19 protein-coding genes and 2 riboswitches are annotated in these 23,252 nt (G+C 59.0%); of the genes, 11 read left to right on the plus strand and 8 right to left on the minus strand.

Annotation, left to right across the window (positions count from 1 at the left end; translation table 11 throughout):
* Nucleotides 1-11: 11 nt before the first annotated feature.
* The 3 genes from pqqC to pqqA are packed head-to-tail and all read right to left on the minus strand — an operon-like array spanning nt 12 to nt 1,817.
* Nucleotides 12-767 carry a pyrroloquinoline-quinone synthase PqqC gene (gene pqqC, locus J122_RS00565; RefSeq protein WP_061330671.1) on the minus strand — a complete coding sequence of 252 codons (756 nt, stop codon included), beginning with the start codon at nt 765-767 and terminating at the stop codon, nt 12-14.
* A complete protein-coding gene (pqqB, locus tag J122_RS00570) occupies nt 764-1,693 on the minus strand; it encodes a pyrroloquinoline quinone biosynthesis protein PqqB (RefSeq protein ID WP_061330672.1) in 930 nt (309 codons plus the stop codon). Before pqqB ends, pqqC begins: the two co-directional genes overlap by 4 nt.
* A gap of 52 nt (nt 1,694-1,745) precedes the next feature.
* Nucleotides 1,746-1,817, minus strand: a complete 72-nt coding sequence (gene pqqA / locus J122_RS20080) for a pyrroloquinoline quinone precursor peptide PqqA (protein WP_007153157.1) — start codon at nt 1,815-1,817, stop codon at nt 1,746-1,748.
* A gap of 227 nt (nt 1,818-2,044) precedes the next feature.
* Between pqqA and J122_RS00575 the strand changes: the two genes are divergently transcribed.
* Complete coding sequence (locus J122_RS00575; protein ID WP_061330673.1) at nt 2,045-4,156, plus strand: NosR/NirI family protein; 2,112 nt, start codon at nt 2,045-2,047, stop codon at nt 4,154-4,156.
* Nucleotide 4,157: 1 nt separating this feature from the next.
* On the opposite strand, the gene J122_RS00580 is transcribed toward J122_RS00575, so the two are convergent.
* A complete protein-coding gene (locus J122_RS00580; protein ID WP_061330674.1) occupies nt 4,158-5,141 on the minus strand; it encodes an MDR family oxidoreductase in 984 nt (327 codons plus the stop codon).
* 276 nt (nt 5,142-5,417) lie between these two features.
* Nucleotides 5,418-6,938: an aldehyde dehydrogenase family protein gene (locus J122_RS00585; RefSeq protein ID WP_044389289.1), complete on the minus strand. Its 1,521-nt coding sequence runs from the start codon at nt 6,936-6,938 to the stop codon at nt 5,418-5,420.
* A gap of 302 nt (nt 6,939-7,240) precedes the next feature.
* Nucleotides 7,241-7,347: riboswitch (guanidine-I (ykkC/yxkD leader) on the plus strand.
* 56 nt (nt 7,348-7,403) lie between these two features.
* On the opposite strand from J122_RS00585, the gene J122_RS00590 reads away from it, so the two are divergent.
* From J122_RS00590 to J122_RS00610, 5 genes are all read left to right on the plus strand, one after another.
* Nucleotides 7,404-8,129 carry an urea amidolyase associated protein UAAP1 gene (locus J122_RS00590; RefSeq protein ID WP_061330675.1) on the plus strand — a complete coding sequence of 242 codons (726 nt, stop codon included), beginning with the start codon at nt 7,404-7,406 and terminating at the stop codon, nt 8,127-8,129.
* 12 nt (nt 8,130-8,141) lie between these two features.
* Entirely contained in the window at nt 8,142-8,780 is a 639-nt protein-coding gene (locus tag J122_RS00595) for an urea amidolyase associated protein UAAP2 (RefSeq protein WP_061330676.1), read from the plus strand.
* Nucleotides 8,771-12,397 carry an urea carboxylase gene (gene uca, locus J122_RS00600; protein ID WP_061330677.1) on the plus strand — a complete coding sequence of 1,209 codons (3,627 nt, stop codon included), beginning with the start codon at nt 8,771-8,773 and terminating at the stop codon, nt 12,395-12,397. Before J122_RS00595 ends, uca begins: the two co-directional genes overlap by 10 nt.
* Nucleotides 12,398-12,465: 68 nt before the next feature.
* On the plus strand, nt 12,466-13,533 hold the full coding sequence (locus J122_RS00605; protein WP_061330678.1) for a putative urea ABC transporter substrate-binding protein: 1,068 nt from the start codon (nt 12,466-12,468) through the stop codon (nt 13,531-13,533).
* A 223-nt stretch (nt 13,534-13,756) separates the two neighbouring features.
* Nucleotides 13,757-14,368 carry a TetR family transcriptional regulator gene (locus J122_RS00610; protein WP_061330679.1) on the plus strand — a complete coding sequence of 204 codons (612 nt, stop codon included), beginning with the start codon at nt 13,757-13,759 and terminating at the stop codon, nt 14,366-14,368.
* A gap of 173 nt (nt 14,369-14,541) precedes the next feature.
* Here the strand turns inward: J122_RS00610 and glnT are convergent, their stop codons facing one another.
* The gene (gene glnT / locus J122_RS00615) at nt 14,542-15,900 is read right to left on the minus strand and encodes a type III glutamate--ammonia ligase (RefSeq protein WP_061330680.1); all 1,359 of its coding nucleotides are present in this window, start codon (nt 15,898-15,900) and stop codon (nt 14,542-14,544) included.
* Nucleotides 15,901-16,057: 157 nt separating this feature from the next.
* On the opposite strand from glnT, the gene J122_RS00620 reads away from it, so the two are divergent.
* The 3 genes from J122_RS00620 to J122_RS00630 all read left to right on the plus strand — a co-directional run bounded on the left by J122_RS00620 (nt 16,058) and on the right by J122_RS00630 (nt 19,065).
* Nucleotides 16,058-17,089, plus strand: a complete 1,032-nt coding sequence (locus tag J122_RS00620) for an alpha/beta fold hydrolase (protein WP_061330681.1) — start codon at nt 16,058-16,060, stop codon at nt 17,087-17,089.
* A gap of 199 nt (nt 17,090-17,288) precedes the next feature.
* A riboswitch (guanidine-I (ykkC/yxkD leader) is annotated at nt 17,289-17,400 on the plus strand.
* Nucleotides 17,401-17,464: 64 nt separating this feature from the next.
* Nucleotides 17,465-18,280, plus strand: a complete 816-nt coding sequence (locus J122_RS00625) for an ABC transporter permease (RefSeq protein WP_061330682.1) — start codon at nt 17,465-17,467, stop codon at nt 18,278-18,280.
* On the plus strand, nt 18,280-19,065 hold the full coding sequence (locus J122_RS00630) for an ABC transporter ATP-binding protein (protein WP_061330683.1): 786 nt from the start codon (nt 18,280-18,282) through the stop codon (nt 19,063-19,065). Before J122_RS00625 ends, J122_RS00630 begins: the two co-directional genes overlap by 1 nt.
* A gap of 65 nt (nt 19,066-19,130) precedes the next feature.
* Here J122_RS00630 and pedF read toward each other — a convergent pair whose 3' ends face one another.
* Entirely contained in the window at nt 19,131-19,556 is a 426-nt protein-coding gene (gene pedF / locus J122_RS00635) for a cytochrome c-550 PedF (protein WP_061330684.1), read from the minus strand.
* 366 nt (nt 19,557-19,922) lie between these two features.
* Here pedF and J122_RS00640 point away from each other — a divergent pair, with 366 nt between their 5' ends.
* Complete coding sequence (locus J122_RS00640) at nt 19,923-21,779, plus strand: PQQ-dependent methanol/ethanol family dehydrogenase (RefSeq protein WP_061330685.1); 1,857 nt, start codon at nt 19,923-19,925, stop codon at nt 21,777-21,779.
* A 97-nt stretch (nt 21,780-21,876) separates the two neighbouring features.
* Nucleotides 21,877-22,527: a pentapeptide repeat-containing protein gene (locus J122_RS00645; protein WP_082780476.1), complete on the plus strand. Its 651-nt coding sequence runs from the start codon at nt 21,877-21,879 to the stop codon at nt 22,525-22,527.
* Between the two features lie 32 nt (nt 22,528-22,559).
* On the opposite strand, the gene J122_RS00650 is transcribed toward J122_RS00645, so the two are convergent.
* Entirely contained in the window at nt 22,560-23,231 is a 672-nt protein-coding gene (locus J122_RS00650; protein WP_061330687.1) for a response regulator transcription factor, read from the minus strand.
* Between the last annotated feature and the right edge of the window lie 21 nt (nt 23,232-23,252).

The raw sequence follows: 23,252 nt of genomic DNA on the forward strand, positions 1-23,252 counted from the left end.
GGTAACGCTCCTTACAGGCCCCGATGCCAGACCGGCTGATCGGTGACCGTATGGTATGGCGGTGTCTGGTGAACGTAAGCCATGGTCAGGGCATCCAGCAACGACCAGAGAATGTCCAGCTTGAATTGCAGAATCTCGAACGCCCTTTGTTGCTGAGCCTCGGTGACAAAATGGTCCAGGGTAATGGCCAGGCCATGCTCCACATCCCGTCTAGCCTCCGATAAACGCTTACGGAAATATCGGTAGCCATTCTCTTCAATCCACGGGTAATGCTGTGGCCAGCTGTCGAGCCGCGACTGGTGGATTTCCGGCGCAAAAAGCTCGGTCAGTGACGAGCAGGCCGCCTCTTGCCAGGTTGCCCGGCGCGCAAAGTTGAAATAGGCATCCACAGCAAACCGGACACCGGGGAGTACGTGGCGTTCGTCGATCACCTCTTCCCGGCTCAGCCCCACGGCTTCGGCGAGCGTCAGCCAGGCCTCGATACCACCCACATCCCCTTCGTGACCATCGTGGTCCAGAATGCGCTGCAGCCACAACCGCCGAACCCCAGCATCCGGGCAGTTCGACATGATGGCGGCATCCTTCTGTGGAATCCGCACCTGGTAGTAGTATCGGTTGGCGACCCACCCACGAATCTGTTCCGGCGTGCACCGGCCGCTGTACATGGCTCGATGATAAGGGTGGTGAATATGGTAGTAGGCGCCTTTATCTCTGAGGGCCTGTTCGAAATCCTGCCGGTTCATGGCGGTGTTGGCTTTGGCGTTCATGGTTGCCCCGTCAGTTCAAAATGCATTCCGTCCCGGGCGACTTCGATGCCATGGGCCGTGAGCTCTGCCCGTTCCGGCGAGTCTTCGTCGAGAATCGGATTGGTGTTGTTGATGTGGATCAGCACCTTGCGCTGGGCCGGCATGCTGTCCAGTAACTCGATCATGCCACCGGCGCCGGACTGGGCGAGATGCCCCATGGCCTGGCCGGTTTTGGTGCCCACTTCCTGACGGATCATCTCGTCGTCGTGCCAGACGGTGCCATCTACCAGAAGCAAATCCGCCCGCTGCATCCAGCCGCGAATGCGGGCATCGGGTTGCCCCAGGCCGGGCGCATAGAGCACGGTCTGCCCGGTGCGGGTATCTCGAATGAAAAGACCGATGTTGTCACCCGGATGGGGATTATCCCGGCGCGGGGAGTATGGCGGGGCGTTACTGAGCAAGGGAATGGCCGTCAATTCAAGGGAGGGCGCGCAGGGCAGACTGAATGGTTGCTGCTCATCGGCCGGAATCTCGCGCCAGTTAAGCCCGCCATTCCAGTGGCTAAGCATTGTGAACAACGGAAACCCGGAACTCAGGTCGTCGTGCACCTGGCGAGTACACCAGACATCCATCGGTAACCCCTCACGCAGAGACAGAAGCCCCGTGGTGTGGTCAACCTGGCTATCCATCAAGACAACCGCGGCGATGCCCGTATCCCGGAGCGCCCGCGCCGGCTGCATGGCAGGAAAAGCAGCGAGTTGAGCACGAATATCCGGAGAGGCATTGAACAGAATCCAGCGTTCGCCATCCTCAGAGATGGCAATCGACGACTGGGTGCGGGCATGAGCATTCAGCGTTCCGGCGCGGAAGCCGGCACAGTTTCGACAGTTGCAGTTCCATTGAGGGAACCCGCCGCCAGCGGCCGACCCCAGAATGTGCAGGTGCATCAGCAGATCTCCCGAGCGGGAACGACCAGCCAAAGGGCTGGCCGGCCAGGGCTCACCGGTTGGCGAAGTACATGGTTACTTCAAAACCGATCCGCAGGTCTTCATAAGCAGGCTTGGTCCACATGATGCTCACCTCTTGTCGTGATTATTAGTGCGTTGCATGGTGGTGCGAACGGGCGTTTGCCAGATGCACACAATCATCGTAATCACAGACGCTGGCACCCCATATGGTACTTTGGAACTGTTTTCCGCCGGCTGAAAGTAGCAATCGTTTGCCCCCGAGGTTGAATTGAGCCCAACCCCCAGCGGCCTAGCATGGGAGAAGGACAATAATAACTTCAGGAGACCACCATGGCCGGGCGCTTTCTGCTCTCGCTACTGCTTTGTTGTCTGGCTGCAACGCCCTTGCGGGCAGAACTTTCCGACGACACCCGGCAGATCATCCAGGATCTGTTTCCCTCGGCCACCGTTATCGAAGAGCAACTGGCGGATTTCCCGGTGTATCCGGTTTACCAGCTCCAGGAACTGCTGGGTTACGCCTACGTTTCAACAGACTTCAGCAAACTTCCGGGCTTTGCCGGCAAGCCGATTACCATGATGATCGGCCTGGATACACGGGGCCGGTTCACCGGCGTGCGGGTACTGCATCACCACGAGCCGGTATTCCTTCATGGCCTGGGGGAGGAATCACTCTACGAATTTGTCGATCAGTACGAGGGGCGCGCACTGACGGAGCAGATTGTGGTGAGTTCCTCGGGCCGTTCGGGCCGGACTTCCTCCGGCAATGTGGTGTACTTTGATGGCGTCAGCAAGGCCACGGTGTCGGTTCTGATCATCAACGATTCGGTGCTCTCCTCGGCCTTGCAGGTGGCCCGCAACAAGCTCGAGGGCTTCGCCCAGGCTGCACCCACCCGGGCCCGCCAGGACCTGTTCGAACCGCTCACCTGGGAGCAACTGCTGGAGCGGGGTTACGTCACCCGCATCGAGGTAACGGCCGCGGATGTGGAACAGCAATTGGGCCGACCGCTGTCGGACTATCCTGGCAACCTTGAGCCCGATCCTGGCGAGGCTTTCTCGGAACTCTACCTGGCTTATATGAACTCCCCCATGGTCGGTCGCAACCTGCTGGGCGACGATCGATACCAGGCCTTCAGGGAGCGCCTTGGCGACAACGGCAAGGTGATGTTGGTGATGTCTCGGGGCCGTTACCCCCACATTGGCGCGGACTTTGTGCCGGGCAGCACTCCGGACCGGTTTGGTCTGAGCCAGAATCAGCTGTCTGTCGAGATGCGAGACCTGAACTGGCTGGAAACCGGCCAGAGCTTCGCCGCTGCCGGTGTGCCGGAGATGACGGCGGTTAACCTGTTCCGGGTCGGTGGCAACGCCGGTTTTAACCCCGGGGTCGAATCCACACTGACTCTCAATACCGTGTTGGCCCGCAACCACCTGGTGGTGGACACCGCCCGTTTCGAGCTGCCCGTTGCTTTCCCGGAGGAACTGTTTGAGACGGTAGACATTGCCGCCGGGCCGGACCAGACCCGGGAACCGATGTGGGTGGGGCTGTGGAAAGAGCGCTGGTGGCAAATTACCTTGCTGGTGCTGAGCCTCACTCTGCTGACGATTTTCTTCGCCCGCCAGAAAACCCTGACCCGACACCCGAAGCTGGTTCATCGGTTTCGCTGGGGCTTCCTGTTCTTCACCCTGTTCTTTATCGGCTTCTACGCCCAGGGCCAGTTGTCGGTGGTGAATATCTACACCTTGCTGCTGGCCATCAGGGATGGTTTCAGCCTGAACATGTTCCTGCTGGACCCGGTGATTTTCATCCTATGGACGTACACGTTCGTCACCCTGTTCATCTGGGGCCGGGGGGTGTTCTGCGGTTGGCTGTGCCCGTTTGGCGTGCTGCAGGAGATGGCCGCCTGGCTGGGCCAGAAACTCCGTTTCCGGCAAATCAAGGTACCGGAGCGCTGGCACCGGAAGCTCATCCTGATCAAATACCCGGTGCTGCTGGCCATCGTTATTGCATCGTTTTATTCGCTGACGCTGGCGGAACAGCTGTCTGAAGTGGAACCCTTCAAAACCAGCATTACATTGTTCTTCGTGCGTTACTGGCCGTTTGTGGTTTACGCCGTGGCCCTGCTGGCGGTGGGCATGTTTATCCACAAATTCTACTGCCGCTACCTGTGCCCCCTGGGGGCCGGCCTGGCGGTGCTTGGCAAATTCCGGATCTTCAGCTGGCTGGAGCGGGTTGACCGTTGCGGCCAGCCCTGCCAGCACTGCAAGAATGCCTGTGGCATCAATGCCATTCGCAAGGATGGCCGGATTGATTACGACGAGTGTATCCAGTGCCTGGAGTGCGTGGTGATTCTCCGCGACCAGAATCAGTGCGTGGATGCTATTGTCCGCAACAAGCAGCAACAAAAGCAGGCACGGATTCTGGCCACGGACGCCGCCGGGGCCTGATTCAGCCAGCTACGGGGATAACGATACGGCCGCGGATCTTGCCGTCCATGAGACGGCTGGCCGCATCAATGGCATCATCGAAGGCGACTTCGGTGATCATGCTGTCGAGCAGCTCCGGGGACAGGTCCTCGGCCAATCGTTTCCACGCGTAAAGGCGGTCTGCTTTCGGGGCCATCACACTGTCGATACCACACAGAGTCACGCCACGCAGAATGAACGGGGCGACGGTGGACGGGAAATCCATACCGGCGGCCAGGCCGCAGGCGGCGACCACACCGTGGTATTTCATGCCGGCACAGACATTGGCCAGCACCTGGCCGCCAGCCACATCCACCGCGCCAGCCCAGGTTTCGCGGGCCAGGGGTTTTCCGGGCTCACTCAGGTCAGCGCGATCCATTATCTGTTTGGCGCCCAGCGACTTCAGATAGGCTTCTTCTTCCTTCCGGCCAGTCACAGCGGTCACGGAGTAACCCAGCTTGGCCAGAATGGCGACTGCCACACTGCCAACACCACCGGTGGCGCCGGTCACCAGAATGTCGCCAGACTCCGGCTTCACGCCATGCTTCTCCAGAGCGATGACACACAGCATGGCGGTGTAACCGGCCGTACCAATGGCCATGGCCTGACGAGCCGTGAACGGAGCCTGCAGCGGGATCAACCAGTCACCAGAGAGTCGAGCCTTCTGGGCCAGACCACCCCAGTGCTTCTCACCCACACCCCAGCCGTTCAGGACCACTTCGTCTCCGGCCTTGAAGTCGGGATTGGACGATTCCGTCACCACACCGGCCAGATCGATGCCCGGCACCATCGGATAGGTCTTGGCAATGGGCGCACGACCGGTAATGGCCAGAGCGTCCTTGTAGTTCAGGGTGCTGTATGCCACATCCACAGTCACATCGCCTTCCGGTAACTGCGCTTCATCTATGGACTTCAGGGACACCTGCTGGTCGCCCCGGCTGCCTTCGATCAGAATACCTTTGAACATATGCCCTCCTCGAATCAGGTGCCAAGGTAAACGCCGGAGCACCGGCACTCTGCCTCAGCCAGAAAACAATTTACGAAGTCGCCCTCACTGTAGCGTAAACGGCTGTAAAAATAGAGGAATAAAAAAGGCCCTGGGAAGGGCCTAAGGAGAGTGCAGAAAGATCCCGCGCTCCGCGAAGGAGCTACCTGACAAATGCCAGGCCAACAATGTGCACCGTCCCTGTGCGGTCACACGAAACGGGGCCCGTGTGGATGGGCCCCAACTGCCACTTGCAGATCAGAAGAACCCGAGCGGGTTGGTGTCATAGCTGGTCAACATGCACTTGGTCTGCTGGTAATGCTCCAGCGCCATCTTGTGGGTTTCACGGCCAACACCGGACTTCTTGTAACCACCGAACGCGGCATGGGCCGGGTACGCGTGGTAACAATTCATCCATACCCGACCGGCCTGAATGTTGCGGCCCATCCGGTAAGCAAGATTAGTGTCGCGGGTCCAGACGCCGGCACCCAGGCCAAACTCGGTGTCGTTGGCGATGGCCAAGGCTTCTTCCTCAGTCTTGAAGGTGGTGACACCCACCACCGGGCCGAAGATTTCTTCCTGGAACACACGCATCTTGTTGTCGCCCTTGAACAGGGTCGGCTGGATGTAGAAGCCGTTGTTGAATTCACCTTCCAGATGCTCACGGTCACCACCGGTCAGCACAACCGCGCCTTCCTGACGGCCAATCTCCATGTACGACATGATCTTGTCGAACTGTTCCTTGGACGCCTGGGCACCCACCTGAACGTCGGTATCCAGCGGGTTGCCACGCTTGATGGCCTTGGTGCGCTCAACCACTTTCTGCATAAATTCTTCGAACATGTCTTCCTGAACCAGCGCCCGTGACGGGCAGGTGCAGACTTCGCCCTGGTTGAAGAACGCCAGCACCAGACCTTCCACGCACTTGTCGATGAACTCCGGCTCAGCCTTCATCACGTCAGAGAAGTAAATGTTCGGTGACTTGCCACCCAGCTCAACGGTAGACGGGATAATGTTTTCAGCCGCGCACTTGAGGATGTGGGAGCCCACCGGGGTGGAGCCGGTAAAGGCGATCTTGGCAATGCGCTTGCTGGTGGCCAGAGCCTGGCCGGCTTCAATACCGTAGCCGTTAACAATGTTGAGCACGCCCGGCGGCAGCAGGTCGCCGATGATTTCCATCAGTACCAGAATGCTGGCAGGGGTCTGCTCGGCGGGCTTCAGCACCGTGCAGTTACCGGCCGCCAGGCACGGGCCCAGCTTCCAGGCCGCCATCAGCAGCGGGAAGTTCCAGGGGATAATCTGGCCAACCACACCCAGCGGCTCGTGGAAATGATAGGCCACGGTGTTGTGGTCGATTTCGCCCATATGGCCTTCCTGGGCACGCAGGCAGCCGGCGAAGTAACGGAAGTGGTCCGCCGCCAGGGGAATATCGGCGTTCAGGGTTTCGCGAACGGCCTTGCCGTTGTCCCAGGTCTCGGCAACCGCGAGCTTCTCGAGATTGGCTTCAATGCGGTCAGCAATTTTCAGCAGGATGTTGGAACGCTCGGTGGGAGACGTCTTGCCCCAGGCCGGCGCTGCTTTGTGGGCGGCGTCCAGCGCCAGCTCGATGTCTTCAGCGGTCGAGCGCGGAATCTCACAGAAAGCTTCGCCGGTCACCGGCGTTATGTTCTCAAAATACTGGCCCTTAACCGGCGCTACCCATTCACCGCCAATGTAGTTCTCATAGCGGGATTTAAAAGAAACAACGGAGCCGTCCTTTCCTGGTTGTGCGTAGATCATGATATCGACCTCTTTGTTGTGTTTGTCGCATGGCAACGCGGCCTTTCGCGTTTACTCATTCAATGTAGACCCCATGCCGGATTCCGTGAATGCGTCGTTGGGGGCGAAAAACTCGTTCCTTGGTAGTAGGTGACCCCGCACCAAAACAGGGCAGATGCACGATAGCGATTCACGCCGCTTCTGAACGCAAGCAAAACAACCAATAAAAACGGACAGTTAGGTTTTGGCACAAACTCTGCAATGATCTTTTCACGCAACGAGAAGTCGGTGATTGAAGCCACCATCGAAGCGCAACAATCTGACCAATGGTCAACTAGGGTTCCGGTCTGCCGGTTAGTCGCGCAGACGCCTGGTCCGAGAGTTGACGACCTTTTCCAAGGTTACACGGCGGGACAAAAGCCCGGGAGAATCGTTCAGTGACTGACGTCTCTCGTTTTTTGACACCCGACCCAGAAGGAAAAGGTTATGCTCGAAACAGCAGCCCCCCTCTACGATGATCTGATTCCCGGCGGATCCCACTGGTCATTCATCATGCGCCGAGGCCATGTGCTACGGCTGATTGACGAAACCGGCGGCGCCAACGTCGGCATGTTGATGTACAACCCCGAGAATCCCCTCGAGCGTTACAACATGCCCGACACCCTGAAGAACCAGCACACCTTCCTGCTCACCAAAGGCCATGTTCTGCTCTCGGACATGGGCCGGGTGTTCGCCTCCATCATCCGTGATGACCTGGGCTGGCACGACACCGTGGCCGGCACCTGTCATGCCGACCTGGTGGAACAGCGCTGGGGCAGGAAGACCTATCAGGAAGCCCACAACCACTACCATCGCAACGGCGTCACCAGCTTCCTCAACGAACTGGCCAAGTATGGCCTGGGCAAGAAAGACCTGACCGCCAACCTGAACTGGTTCAGCAAGGTAAAAACCGATGACGACGGCAACATGGCCTTTTCCGAGAACCACTCCCACGCCGGTGCCACCATCGATCTGCGCTTTGAGATGGATACCTTGGTGGTTTTGCACACCTGCCCGCACCCGATGAACCCTGCCACGGAGTATCCACGCAACCCGGTGCGCTATCAGCTGTTTAAAGCGGCTCCGGTGACGGATGCCGACCTGTGCAAGACCTCGTCGCCGGAGGCCACCCGCGCCTTCGCCAACAACGCTCTTTACCACCTGTTCCAGTAACGGAGGCCGGACATGATCAAGCAAAGTGCATTGACCCCAGACAACGCCGCCTTCCGCGAAACCGTCCCGGCAGGTGAGTATTTTCTGAAAGTGATAAAAGCTGGCGAAACCATCCGGATTCTCGATCTGGAAGGCAACCAGGCCGCAGACACCTTGTTCTACAACGCCCACAACCCCACAGAGCGCTACAGCGCCGTGGACACCATCCGCGAGCAGGGCAACGTTTACCTGACCGCCGGCTCGAAGCTGATGTCCTCTGAAAACAACGTGATGCTGGAAATCACCGCCGACACCTGTGGCCGTCACGACACCCTGGGCGGTGCCTGCGCGGCAGAGAGCAACACCACCCGTTATGCCCTTGAGAAGAAATGCATGCACGCCTGTCGCGACAGCTGGCTGGTGGCGGTCACCGAGCACGAGGAACTGGGCATGAGCAAGCGGGACATCACCCACAACATCAATTTTTTCATGAACGTACCGGTGACCGCCGACGGTGGCCTGACCTTTGCCGACGGCATTTCCGACGCCGGCAAATACATCGAACTGGAAGCCCGGATGGACGTGCTGGTGATGATCTCCAACTGCCCTCAGCTCAACAATCCCTGCAACGGCTGGAACCCGACGCCGATCGAGGTGCTGGTATGGAGCTGAACCGAACATTCAACAAGGTTCTGATTGCCAACCGGGGCGCCATCGCCTGCCGAGTGATCCGCACTCTGCGGGACATGGGCATGACCTCGGTGGCGGTCTACGCCGAGGCGGATGCGGATTCGCTGCACGTGCGCCAGGCCGATGAGGCCTATTCCCTGGGCGAGGGTCCCGCGGCAGCCACCTACCTGGATCAGGACAAACTGTTTTCGATCATCCGCGAGAGCGGAGCCGGCGCCATTCACCCCGGTTACGGCTTCCTCAGCGAGAACGCCGATTTTGCCCGGCGCTGCGATGCCGAGGGCGTGGTGTTTCTTGGCCCGACACCCGAGCAGATGGAACAGTTCGGCCTCAAACACACTGCCCGGGCGCTGGCCGAGAGCGCCGGCGTACCGCTGCTGCCCGGTACCGGACTGCTGACTGACCTGGAGGATGCCCTGCAGGCCGCCGAGACCATCGGCTACCCGGTCATGCTGAAAAGCACCGCTGGCGGGGGTGGCATCGGTATGTCCCGCTGCTATGGGCCGGAAGACCTGAGCAAGAGTTTCGAGTCGGTGCAGCGTCTGAGCCAGAACAACTTCAGCAACACCGGCGTGTTCCTGGAGAAGTTTGTGGAACACGCCCGCCATGTTGAAGTGCAGCTGTTCGGTGACGGAGAGGGCCAGGTGCTGGCCCTGGGCGAGCGGGACTGTTCGGCCCAGCGACGCAACCAGAAAGTGATTGAGGAAGCCCCGGCACCGGGGCTGACCGACAATGTCCGCCTCCGCATGCACGCCACCGCCCGCCAGCTGGGCGAAAGCATCGGCTACCGTAGTGCCGGCACCGTAGAGTTTATCTACGACCCGGACACCACCGAGTTCTATTTTCTGGAAGTGAATACCCGCTTACAGGTGGAACACGGTGTTACCGAGCAAGTGTTTGGTGTTGACCTGGTGCGCTGGATGGTGGAACTGGGTGCCGGCACCCTGCCCGACCTGGCGACACTGGCCAGCGACCTGTCGGCGTCCGGCCACGCCATTCAGGCCCGGATCTACGCCGAAGACCCCAACAAGGATTTCCAGCCCGGTGCAGGCCTGCTTACCAACGTAGCCTGGTCTGACGAAGATGGCCTGCGCATCGACACCTGGATTCAGCCAGGTACAGAAGTGTCGCCGCTTTACGACCCCATGCTCGCCAAAGTGATCGTACACGAGCCAGATCGCGAATCGGCCCGCCAGGCACTGATGCGCGCCCTGGACGATAGCCAGCTGTACGGCATTGAGACCAACCTGAAGTACGTTCGCCAGGTGCTGGACGATCCGCGCTTTGCCGAAGGCCGCCTGTTCACCCGCACCCTCAACGAATTCGAATACCGCCCAGCCACGGTGGATGTGCTCAGCGGTGGCACCCTGACCACCATTCAGGATTACCCCGGCCGCATCGGCTACTGGGAAATCGGCGTGCCGCCGTCCGGCCCGTTTGACAGCTATTCGTTCCGCCTCGGTAACCGCCTGCTGGGCAACCCGGAAGGAGCCCCCGGGCTTGAAGTTACCCTCAAGGGCCCCGTGCTTACCTTCAATCGTGCCACCCAGATTGCCCTCACGGGGGCGCCGATGGACGCCACGCTCAACGATGAGCCGGTTGAGTTCTGGCAGGTGATTGATGTGCCCGCCGGCGCCACTCTGAAACTGGGTGCCACCACCGCCGACGGCGCACGGGCCTATGTTCTATTCCGCGGCGGGCTGGATTGCCCGCAATACCTGACCTCCTACAGTACCTTTACCCTGGGTCAGTTTGGAGGCCACTGCGGCCGGGCACTGCGGGCTGGCGATGTGTTGGCACTGGCAGACGCTGAACCCACCGGCCCGATCACCCTGCCCGCCGACCTGAAACCGACCATTGGCAAGACCTGGAAGCTGCACGTTACCTATGGCCCCCACGGAGCTCCAGACTATTTCACCGGTCAGGACATCGACACCTTCTTCGCCAGCGAGTGGGAAATTCACTACAACTCCAGCCGCACCGGCGTGCGCCTGATTGGCCCGAAACCGGAATGGGCGCGCAGCGACGGCGGCGAGGCCGGCATGCACCCCTCCAACATTCACGATAACGCCTACGCCGTAGGCACCGTGGATTTCACCGGTGATATGCCGGTGATTCTGGGGCCCGATGGCCCGAGCCTGGGCGGCTTTGTCTGCCCGGCAACGGTGATCAGCGCCGACCTCTGGAAATTGGGCCAGCTCAAAGCCGGCGACAAGGTGCAGTTTGTGCCGGTGAGCCAGGATCAGGCGGTAGCCCTGCGAGAAGCCCTGGACGAATCGGTCGTCACACTGACTGCCGCCACCGCCCGCATCACCCCCATCAAACCAATCACTCCGATTCTGGACTCGCTGAGCACCAACGAACACGAAACCGGCGTGGTTTACCGGGCCGCCGGCGACAACTATGTGCTGGTGGAATACGGCCCGATGGAACTGGACATCCGCCTACGGTTCCGAGCCCACGCGTTGATGCTCTGGCTGCGCGAACAGAATCACGACGCCATTCTGGAACTGACCCCCGGCATCCGTTCCCTGCAGGTGCATTACGACAGCCAGACACTGAACCAGCGCACACTGCTGGATCTGCTCATTCGCGCCGAAAAGGAGCTGGAAAAACAACCGGAGTGGGACGTGCCGGCGCGAATTGTGCACCTGCCCCTTTCCTGGGATGACGAGGCCTGCCAGACGGCCATCGCCAAGTACATGCAGTCAGTGCGCAAGGATGCGCCCTGGTGCCCGAGCAACCTGGAATTCATTCGCCGCATCAATGGCCTGGACAGCATCGACGAGGTCAAGAAGACCGTATTCGACGCCAGCTACCTGGTGATGGGCCTGGGCGACGTTTACCTGGGTGCGCCGGTGGCCACGCCCCTTGATCCGCGCCATCGACTGGTGACCACCAAGTACAACCCGGCCCGTACCTGGACCGCAGAGAACTCCGTCGGTATCGGCGGGGCCTACCTGTGCATCTACGGCATGGAAGGCCCCGGCGGCTACCAGTTTGTCGGCCGCACCCTACAGATGTGGAACCGATACCGCACCACAGACTTTTTCGAGGAAGGCAAACCCTGGCTGCTCCGCTTCTTTGACCAGGTGCGTTTCTATGAGGTCAGTGCCGAGGAACTTCAGCAAATCCGGAAAGACTTCCCCAACGGGGATTATCCGATCCGGGTCGAGCACACCCGCTTCAACCTGAAGGACTACGAGCAGTTCCTCGCAGACAACCACGACGAGATCCAGACCTTCACCGATCAGCGCAAACAGGCCTTTGACGAGGAACTGCAACGCTGGATCGAATCCGGCCAGATAAACTTCAGCTCCGAGGCGCCCATCGAGGAAACCGGGGAAGACGACATCGCCAATCTGCCAGTTGGCCATCACGCCGTGGAGAGCCACATCGCGGGCAATGTCTGGGAGTGTCTGGTCAAACCGGGAGACATGATTGCGGCACAACGCCCAGTGGCGGTGGTGGAGTCCATGAAGATGGAGATTGAACTGCTGAGCCCGATTGCCGGCAAGGTCATTGAAGTGCGGCGAGAGCCGGGCCAGGCGGTCGCCCCGGGAACCCCCGTGGTGATCGTGGAAGAGGTTACCGAGTAATCAGGAAACGAGACAAACCGACATAATTTCGAACCCGAAAACACGGGCATGACCCGAGGAGAGACACCATGAAAACACGTGCTTTTACAAAACGTCTTGCGGCCGGTCTGATGACCGCCTCCCTGTCTATGGGTGCCCTGGCCCAGGAAAAGGATTCCTTCAGCATCGCCTGGACCATCTACGCCGGCTGGGTGCCCTGGCAGTACGCCGAAGACTTCGGAATCATGAAGAAGTGGGCAGACAAGTACGATATCGAGGTGGATATCGTGCAGGTGAACGACTACATCGAGTCCATCAACCAGTTCACCGCCGGTCAGTTTGATGCCGTGGTAGCCACCAGTATGGATGGCCTGTCGATTCCTGCCGCGTCCGGCATCGATACCACCGCACTGATCGTAGGCGACTATTCCAACGCCAATGACGGCCTGGTATCCAAAGACGCCAAAAGCATCGAGGAGTTGAAGGGCGAAACGGTGCACCTGGTGGAGTTGTCGGTGTCCCATTACCTGCTGGTGCGGGCTCTGGATACAGTCGGGCTGGAAGAGCGTGACATCCGGGTGGTGAATATCTCGGATGCCGATCTGGTATCGGCCTTCCAGACCAACGATGTGCGCCATGTGGCTACCTGGAACCCGCTGCTGACCGAGGTGGCCAATTATCCCGGCGCCACGCCGTTATTCGATTCCAGCCAGATTCCGGGGCACATCAAGGATCTGACGTTGGTAAACACCAAGACCCTGGAGGATAACCCGAAGCTGGGCAAGGCGATGGTAGGTGCCTGGTATGAGACTATGAGCATTCTGGCGTCTGACTCTGAGCAAGGTCAGGAGGCACGGGCGTTTCTGGGCGAGATTTCCGGGACCGATCAGGCCGGTTACGAGGCGCAACTGGCGGGTATGAAGATGTTCTGGAAGCCGGAGAATTCGGTTGAGTTTATTCGCAGCGACGAGGCCCGGGAGGCGATGGATAGCGTTCGTGAGTTCTCGTTTGATAAGGGCTTGCTGGGCCAGGGGGCGATGAGTCCGGATTTTGTCGGCATCGAGTTTCCGGATGGTTCGATTATGGGCGATTCCAGCAATGTGAAGTTGCGGTTTAACGACAGCTACATGCAGATGGCGGCGGATGGCGAGATCTGAATCCGTCATTGCTTGCCTTAAAAGGCAGCCGAGGGCACGATTACTCGTGCCCTTTTTTGTTGGCTTTCGAGTAGGGTTGGTGTCGGTTGGGCTCTCCAAAACACGCTCCTTCGGCACATCCATGTGACGCTTGGGCTCCGCCATCCCTGGCTCCGCACAGTTTTGGAGAGCCCAACCGACACCACCCCTAAACTTCCGAGTAAGCCGGAGAGAAAAACCACACATGCGTCGTACCAAGGAAGATGCGGAGAAAACCCGCCAAACCGTTCTCGAAGCCGCACTCACCCTGTTCAGCCGGGACGGTTACTCCCTGACAACCCTGAGCCGTATCGCCAAGGAAGCCGGTTGCAGTCGCGGGCCGATTTACTGGCATTTTCAGAACAAGGACGACCTGTACGAGGCGGTGCTGGGCTATTCCCAGGAACCGCTCGAGGTGCTGGTTGCCGAGTGTGCGGCGATGCGGGATACGCCGATTGAGGCAATGGACCGGTTTATCGAGCAATGGCTGAGCCTGTTGGCCAACAACCGGCAGTATCGGCAGTCGTTTGAGATTCTGTTGAACAAGACCGAGCTGACCGATGCCATGAGCCGCACGCTTAAACGTGAGCGGGCGTTGACCAAGTCGATTATCGGGATGTTTCAGGATCTGGTCGGGCGGGCCATTGAGGATGGGATGATCTCGACGCAGGAGGATCCGAAGGAACTGGGCTTGCTGTGTTACACCTATCTGATGGGGATTACCCAGACCTGGCTGTTCGCGCCCAAGTTGTTTTCCCTGAAAAAAGAAATGCCGTTTTTCCAACGGCAGTTCTGGACGCTACTCGGTAAGCCTTAATACCGAACGGGCGTGAGCCGCAGAACAGCAATGCATGAAGTAGCGCTGGTGAGCGGGAAGGGGTTCAGGGACCGTCAAAAACATGGATGTTTTTGTCGAGCGTACAGGGACGTATTCACAGCGTGTCCCTGAACCCCTTCCCGCTTGCCGGCGCGGTCGTCAAGCTAACATGCTCAGAACATTTTGAGGTACCGCTTCACCTCCCACTCAGACACGTGGTTCTGGTAGCTCTCCCACTCCCCTTTCTTGTAATCGACAAAGCTCTTGAACATCGCCTCGCCAAAGACTTCTTTGGCCAAAGGATCTGCTTCGAAAGCCTCCACCGCCTCACCCAGATTCCGGGGCAGGTACTCGATGCCCTGTTCGGTAATTTCAGCATCGCTGTAGTTGTACATGTTCTCGTGGTGCGGGGCGCCGGCGTCCAGGCCTTCGCGGATGCCTTCCAGGCCGGCGGCGAGGATCAGGGCGCTGCCAAGGTAGGGGTTGCAGGCAATGTCGGCCGCGCGGCATTCGATGCGGCCGCCGACGCCGGGGATGCGGATCATGTTGGTGCGGTTGTTGGAGCCGTAGCACATGAACACCGGCGCCCAGGTGGAGCCAGACATACTGCCCTGGCGCACCAGGCGTTTGTAGCTGTTGACCGTGGGGGCAATGACGGCGCTGATGGCCGCACCGTGTTTCAGCACGCCGGCGATGAAGTGATAGGCGATCTTGCTGATGCCGCAACTGTGCAGGTCGTCACCGTTTGGCTCGAACAGGTTCTCGCCGGTTTTGATGTCCGCCAGCGACATGTTGTAGTGGGCACCGCTGCCGGTGCGGTCGGCAAACGGCTTGGGCATGAAGCTGGCGAAGGCGCCGTGTTTGCGGGCGATTTCGTTGGCCATCATGCGGAAGAATACCAGGCGGTCCGCCATGGTCAGGCCGTCGGCGTATTTGAAGTCGGTCTCGAACTGGCCATTGGCATCTTCATGGTCGAAGGAATACACATCCCAGCCCAGCTCGTTCATTGCCTCCACCAGCTCGTCCATGATGGTGAAGTTGTCCATCAGAGTGCGCGGGTCGTAACAGGGCTTGCCCAGGGTGTCGCGGTCGCTCAGCGGGGCAAAGCCGCCGTTTTCGGTGTCCTTGAACAGGAAGAACTCGGTTTCGATCCCCAGGTTGAAGCGGTAGCCCATGTCGGCCGCGGCCTCCAGCTGACGCCGGAAGATGTTGCGGGAGCAGGCTTCAAACGGTTTGCCATTCAGATACAGGTTGCCGGGAAACCACGCCAGCTGGCGATTCCAGGGGCAGATGGCGACGCCACTGGCGTCTGGCATGGCGGCCACTTCGTCGTCGGAGATGTCCTGGGGCACGCCGTCCAGGGCGGCGCCGGTGTACAGCTCCGAGCCTTCCATCATCTGGCCGAGGTGGGCCACCGGCACGAACTTGCCCTTGGTAATGCCATGGATATCCACGTAACTGGCGATGGCGTATTTTACGCCGGCGTCGGTGAGTTGCTGTTTCAGCGCCTGGGTGTTGGTCAGGTCAGTCATTGTGAGTCCTCTGTTGCCCGTTAGCACAGGCGGTCGTTGAATGTTCTGGCACGTTTCTTCCTACGTCTTCACCATTCAACATACATGCCAGCGTGTATATATAAGTCAGGAAAGGTCATCTCCGAGACCTGACAACGACACCCAAAAAGGAACCAAAATGACGGGAAACCAATGGCTTAAAGAGGAGTTTGAGGCAGGCGACCTGCCCCTTTCCGGCGGTAACACCCTGCGTTCGACCCGCCTGCACTACCATCAGATCGGCCAACTCAATGCACCAAAAGACAACCTGATCCTGTTGCCCACGTACTATGGTGGTGCAGCTGAGGGCAATCATCCCTGGGTGGCGCCAGGCAGCCCCCTTGATCCCGGCAAATACTGCATTGTGATCCCCGCCCTGCTCGGTGCCGGTGAATCGTCTTCCCCCTCCAACACGCCAGGGCTGCAGGCCGGCGCCGGCTTCCCGGCCATCAGCCTGTACGACAATGTAATGCTGCAGAAACGCCTGGTAGACGAGGTGTTCGGCGGCGCCAGCCTGGCCCTGGTGATGGGCTGGTCCATGGGGGGCATGCAGGCACTGCAATGGGGTTGCCTGTTTCCGGAGCAGGTCCGCGCCGTGCTTGCCACCTGCTGTACCGCCCGCTGTTACCCGCACAACCGGGTATTTCTGGAGGGCGTAAAAGCCGCGCTGACGTGCGATCAGAGGTTTCATGAGGGCCATTATCAACAGCCGCCAGAACGAGGTCTCCGGGCCTTTGGCCGGGTCTATGCCGGCTGGGCATATTCCCAGGCTTTTTTTCGCCACGAGCGCTGGCGTGAGTTGGGGTTCGAATCCATTGAAGCATTGCTGCACTGCTGGGAGGAGGACCACCTGGCGCAAGATGCCAATAACCTGCTGTCGGTTCTCAACACCTGGCAGCAGGGAGATATCAGCAACAACCCGGTGTTTGAGGGCAACTATCAGGCGGCGCTTGCCGCGTTAATCATGCCAACGCGCGTTATACCGAGCTCTACCGACCTCTACTTTACCGCCAACGATGCGGAACAGGATGCCCTGCTTATGCCGGGAGCCAGGCTCGAGGTGCTGGCGTCTGACTGGGGCCACATTGCCGGGGGCCCCGGGCGAGAATCACAAAGCCAGCAAAAGATTCTGGCTGCCGCCGAAGAACTGCTGTCGGGGCAGGCGCCATAACGGTGCGCCCTGTGCGGCCATGCACCGGGATAGCGCAGCTCAGCAGCAATCACATAGCCGGACAACACCTCGAGTACGGCAATACGGGAACTGGCACGCCATCTGCAAAGGCTTGTTACCAAACCGACAAGCAAACGCTGTTTTCTGAAAGCAGTCCGTTCGCAGCAACACCGCAACACGTGCGGCAGTACAACGAAGACAAATGGGTGACTAGGGTTCCGGTCCTGGCTGTGATCATCAACAGCAGGATGGCTGGTCCGAGAGTTACCGACCTCTTGGAGGTTACACGGCGGGACAAAAGCCCGGGAGACCGAATCGCAAGGGATGCCAACCCGCGATCACCTTGTCGTGTTGTGTGACCACAGGAGACCGATTATGCGATTGATCAACCGCCACCCCGGGCGGGTTTCAGCCACCTTGCTGGGGTTGTTGCCCTTTCTGCTGATCATGCTGATATACAGCCTGGCCTCCCAGCAGCGCCTGGCCGACAACCCCAATGACAAACTCCTACCTGGTCTCGAGCAGATGACCGCAGCGGTTGACCGTATGGCCTTTCAGGAAGACCGGCGCAGCGGTAACTACCTGATGTGGGAAGACACCGCCGCCAGCTTGAAGCGCCTCGGTATGGGGGTGGGTATTGCTGCGTCGCTGGCGCTGGTGGTGGGCTTGCTGAACGGAGTTCTGCCCCTGGTCCGGGCCAACCTCGCTCCCCTGGTTTCCGCCCTGTCGATGGTGCCACCGCTGGCGATACTGCCCATTCTGTTCATAGTGTTTGGCCTTGGCGAGCTGTCCAAAGTGATGCTGATTGTCATTGGCACGGCGCCGGTCATGATGCGGGATGTGGCACAGCGAGTCCGGGAACTGCCCGGCGAACAGCTGATCAAGATCCAGACCCTGGGAGCCAATTCGTGGCAGGTGATCACTCGCATGGCTCTGCCCCAGACACTGCCCCGCCTGATCGATTCGGTTCGGCTTAGCCTGGGGCCTGCCTGGCTGTTCCTGATTGCCGCTGAAGCCATCGCGTCAACCGAAGGCCTTGGTTATCGGATCTTCCTGGTGCGGCGCTACCTGGCCATGGATGTGATCCTGCCCTACGTTATCTGGATCACCATTCTTGCCATCGTCATCGACCAACTGCTGCGCCTTGCCAATCGTAAATTATTCCCGTGGTACAACGCCGGAGGCCACTGATGAGCTTTATTACTGTTAACAATCTCTGGAAAGAGTACGGTGACCAGGTGGTTCTGGAAAACCTCAACCTGTCCGTCAAACAGGGTGAATTCTGCACGCTGGTGGGGGCTTCCGGGTGCGGAAAATCCACCTTCCTGAAAATGCTGCTGGGGCAGGAAACCCAGACCCGTGGCGAACTGCTGCTTGATGATGCCGCCTTTCCCGCCGAACCCGATCGTAACCGTGGCATTGTATTTCAGCGCTACTCGGTTTTCCCCCATCTGACCGTACGACAGAACGTACTGATGGGTCTGGAACTGGAACAGAAACCCTGGCTGGGCAAACTGTTTGGCAGCGCCCGAAAGGTAGCTCTCGAAAAAGCGAACGCCATGCTGGAGTCGGTGGGCCTGGCCCCATCCGCCAACAAATGGCCCCACGAACTCTCCGGCGGCATGCAGCAGCGGCTCGCCATTGCCCAGTCGCTGATCATGCGCCCACGGGTTTTGCTGCTGGATGAGCCCTTCGGCGCATTGGACCCGGGTATTCGCGGTGACATGCACGACCTGCTACTGAAACTCTGGCAGGAGACAGGTACTACCATCTTCATGGTAACTCACGATCTTAAAGAGGGTTTTTACCTGGGTACACGTCTACTGGTGTTCGATAAGGTGCGAAACGACCCCCACGATCCACAGGCGTTTGGTGCCACCATCACCTACGACTTGCCGATCGGGCAGACGGATCGGAAGCTGTATGAGGAAATCGACCAGTCGGTCAGTGAGACCGCCCGCAACCAGGCGGCCTGAACGAAACAGGGGCTACCCGAAGGCAGCCCCTTTCACACAGAAGAAGGTACAACAGTTGGACCGGCTCAGTTCCCCGAGACCGACTCGACGTAGGTGCGGATGGACCAGATTGCGGTCTGACCAAGATTGCTCTTGAAAGAGGGCATGCCGCGCTCGGTGCCATTCATGACTCGCCCAATGTAGTACTCGTCGTCCCACTCGGTCAGTTCCCGGAGATCCGGCGTCAACCCACCAGACTGCGCCTCAATGCCGTGGCAGCCCGCGCAGTTGCCTGCGTAGGCACTCTTGCCAACCTCCACGGCCTGGGCATTGAGGTTGCCGTACTCGTTGCCTGCACGGAACGGATTCTCTTTCAGTGCTTCTGTGCCAAGGTCCGGCAGATCACCGGTATCCACCGGCTGAGGCGTAACGTTTCCATGACCAAAGGCAGCGATGGTCCACGCCAGACCGGCTCCAAGGATGAGAGTTCTGAGGCTGATGCTAGACATCATAGCGGTTTACCTTTTGTTTTATCTGAATGCCTGCGGCGTCCGTTTCGGGACTGCCACTTGATTGAAACCAGTCTATGCAAGGCCAAAGCCTGCGCGTAACTCCACTTTCGATTTCCCGACCTAGTTCCTTGGTAGTACGCTGCTGGAACAGCAGCCAAAGCATGAGACGCCCGGGCTCACCTCGAAAACTTGATAAAAATCATCGCATACCAGGGGTGCCGGGAATTTTTCCCACCTCCCGATTCCAATAATCCTGCTTTTACCGTGTGTTTATCCGTCGCCGGCCTGGACGGGGCGCGCTAATACTTCTAGGCGTCAACGCACAACCGAATTGCGTTTGTCACAACAACAATCAAGGGGAAAGTGATGAAAACAAATTTTAAACAACGCCCCCTGCTGCGTAGCGTCAGCCTCGCGCTTGGCCTCAGCTGTGCGGCGGGATTTGCCCTCCAGGCACAGGCCAAAGACGTTACCTGGGAGGATATCCTCAACGACGCAGAAACAACCCAGGATGTACTGGGTTACGGCATTGGCCCCAAGGCCCAGCGCTACAGCCCGCTGGAAAAGGTCAATCGAGACAACGTAGATCGCCTGGTCCCGGCGTGGTCATTCTCTTTTGGTGATGAGAAACAGAGGGGCCAGGAGACCCAGGCATTGATTCATGACGGCGTCGCCTACGTCACCGGTTCCTATTCCCGGATGTGGGCTCTGGACGCAAAAACCGGGGAGAAAATCTGGGAGTACAGCCACCGCCTTCCCGAGGGCATCCGTCCCTGCTGCGACGTCGTTAACCGGGGCGCCGCAATCTTCGGCGACAAGGTTTTCTTCGGAACCCTGGATGCCGGCATCGTAGCCCTGAACAAAGACACCGGTGACGTCGTGTGGCGCAAGAAATTCGGCGATCACGAAGCGGGTTACACCATGACCGGAGCACCGACTCTGGTCAAAGATCAGAAGAGCGGCAAAGTTCTGCTGATCCACGGCTCCTCCGGGGACGAGTTCGGCGTGGTCGGCAAACTGTTTGCTCGCGATCCTGATACGGGCGAAGAAGTCTGGATGCGTCCCTTCGTTGAAGGTCACTATGGTCGCCTGAATGGCGAGCAAAGCACACCTACCGGCGACCCCCGTGCACCCAGCTGGCCGGATGATCCCTCCCGCGACACCGGAAAGGTTGAGGCCTGGAGCCATGGTGGCGGCGCACCCTGGCAAAGCGCCAGCTTTGATGTAGAGACCAACACCATCATCGTAGGTGCCGGTAACCCCGCGCCCTGGAACACCTGGGCACGCACCTCTCCCGGTGGAAATCCCCTGGATTACGACAACCTGTATACCTCTGGTCAGGTGGGCGTAGATCCTACCACCGGCGAAGTGAAGTGGTTCTATCAGCACACACCAAACGATGCCTGGGATTTTTCCGGCAACAACGAGCTGGTGCTCTTCGAGTACACCGAAGACGGGCGTGAGGTTAAGGCTACGGCGCACGCTGATCGTAACGGTTTCTTCTACGTGGTTGACCGCACCAATGGAAAACTCGAGAAGGCCTTCCCCTTCGTTGACAACATCACGTGGGCGACTCACATCGATCTGGAGTCCGGTCGCCCGGTTGAGGTAGAAGGACAGCGTCCGCCACCTGTTCCGGAAGGCAAAACCCGCGGTGAGTCCATCGAAGTGTCTCCTCCGTTCCTGGGCGGCAAGAACTGGAACCCGATGGCATACAGCCAGGACACCGGACTGTTCTACATCCCGGCTAATCACTGGAAAGAGGACTACTGGACTGAGGAAGTCACCTACAAGAAAGGCGCTGCTTACCTTGGACAGGGCTTCCGCATCAAGCGCATGTACGACGATCACGTGGGCATCCTGCGTGCGATGGACCCGATGACCGGTGAGTTCAAGTGGGAGCACAAAGAGCGTCTGCCGTTGTGGGCAGGTGTACTGACCACCAAGGGCGGTCTGGTGTTCACAGGTACCGGCGATGGCTTCTTCAAGGCGTTTGACGCCGAAACCGGCGAAGAGCTCTGGAAGTTCCAGACCGGCTCCGGAATCATCTCCTCTCCGGTCACCTGGGAGATGGATGGCGAGCAGTATATCGGTATTGCTTCAGGCTACGGTGGCGCTGTTCCTCTCTGGGGTGGCGACATGGCTGAGCTGACCAAGCCGATTTCGCAAGGCGGTTCCTTCTGGGTGTTCAAGATCCCGTCCTGGGCGACTGCGTCCAACTAAGCAAACCGCAAGGCCACGAGATGGTTCGTGGATAAATGCCAGGCTTGAACAGCCTGGCATTTTCAACACTGTGAATGTTGTACCCGGGAGAACAATGATGAAAACACTGGTAGCAATCGCGCTGACTGCGTTTATCACGCCGGCACTTGCCGACGACTACATGGCCGACCTGAAGATTCCCGAGATCAATGGCTGCAAGCTGCAACCCAAAACCGACTGCCGAGGCGCAGATCTGAGCGGTGCCAATCTCTCGAACATGGACCTGAAGCAGGCCAACTTTGAGGGCGCCAACCTGACCGGGGCAAACCTGAGCCACGCCAACCTGCGGGGAGCCGACTTGAGCGGTGCGCAACTGGATGAGGTGATCGCCCACCGGGTAAACCTGTACCGGGCCGACGTTCGCGGCGCAAAAATCAGAAACGCCAACTTTCAGGGTGCGCAGGCAGAATACCTGTTCGCGCAGGGCGCCGATTTCACAGGGACCGATATGACCGGAGCCAATTTCGATTTTTCGAGGTTCTCAGGTGCCACCATGGTTGATTGTAATCTCAACTTTGCCAGCTTCGAGATTTCCTGGATGCCGAAGGCAAATCTCGCAGGATCCAATCTGTTTGGTGCCAATCTTCAGGAGGCAAAATTGGGACACGCGAACCTGGCGAATGCCAACATGAACGGTACCCGGATTCATTTCGCAACGTTTGAAGGCACTTTCATGGAAGGTTGCGATGGTTGCCCGTTTGACTGGTGAGGCAAGTTGCAGAATCAGGCCAGCTTATAAAATCAGGAAAGGTGGGAGGCCGATTCTGAAAGCTTCCCGACCTTCCCATAATTCACAAGCCCCGCATCCGCGGCCAGGTGCAACAGTTCGATCGACGAATTGATGCCCAGCTTGCCTTTCAGAACCGCCAGATGATTCGCCACCGTTTTGGTACTGATGTTGAGGCACTGAGCAACCTCCCGGGTTGAGTAACCACGAGCCGTGAGGATCATTATCTCCAGCTCTCTCTGAGTGATATCACCCAGACGCGAATCCTCAATGCCCTGAGTGGCAAATGCCAGACGCGTGGCAAGCGCATGCTCAAGGTAAAGCTGGTGGTCAGCTACCCCACGCACAGCGGCTATGAGCTCGGACGGTCGACAATTCCGTGACACATACCCCAGAGCCCCGGCATCCAGAGCCTGGCGAACCAGGGCAGGGTCATCTATCACCGACGCAAACAGAACGGCACTGCGACGCCAGCGCGCTTTCAGTCTCTTGCAAAGTTCCAGACCCGAAAAATCCGGAAGCAGGAGCTCGGTGACAACAATATCGGGCGTCTGCTCGGCGTACCGGGACAGCGCCCCGGCGCCGGAATCTGCCTGGTCAACAATGACACCGGGCATCATGGTTCGCAGCAGGCAGGCGACCCCCTCTCTCGTAATGCTCTGACCTTCCGCCAGCAATATCCGCATCGTTGCCTCCAAGGACAATCG

The sequence above is a fragment of the Marinobacter excellens LAMA 842 genome, assembly GCF_001574445.1.
GTDB classification, from domain to species: domain Bacteria; phylum Pseudomonadota; class Gammaproteobacteria; order Pseudomonadales; family Oleiphilaceae; genus Marinobacter; species Marinobacter shengliensis.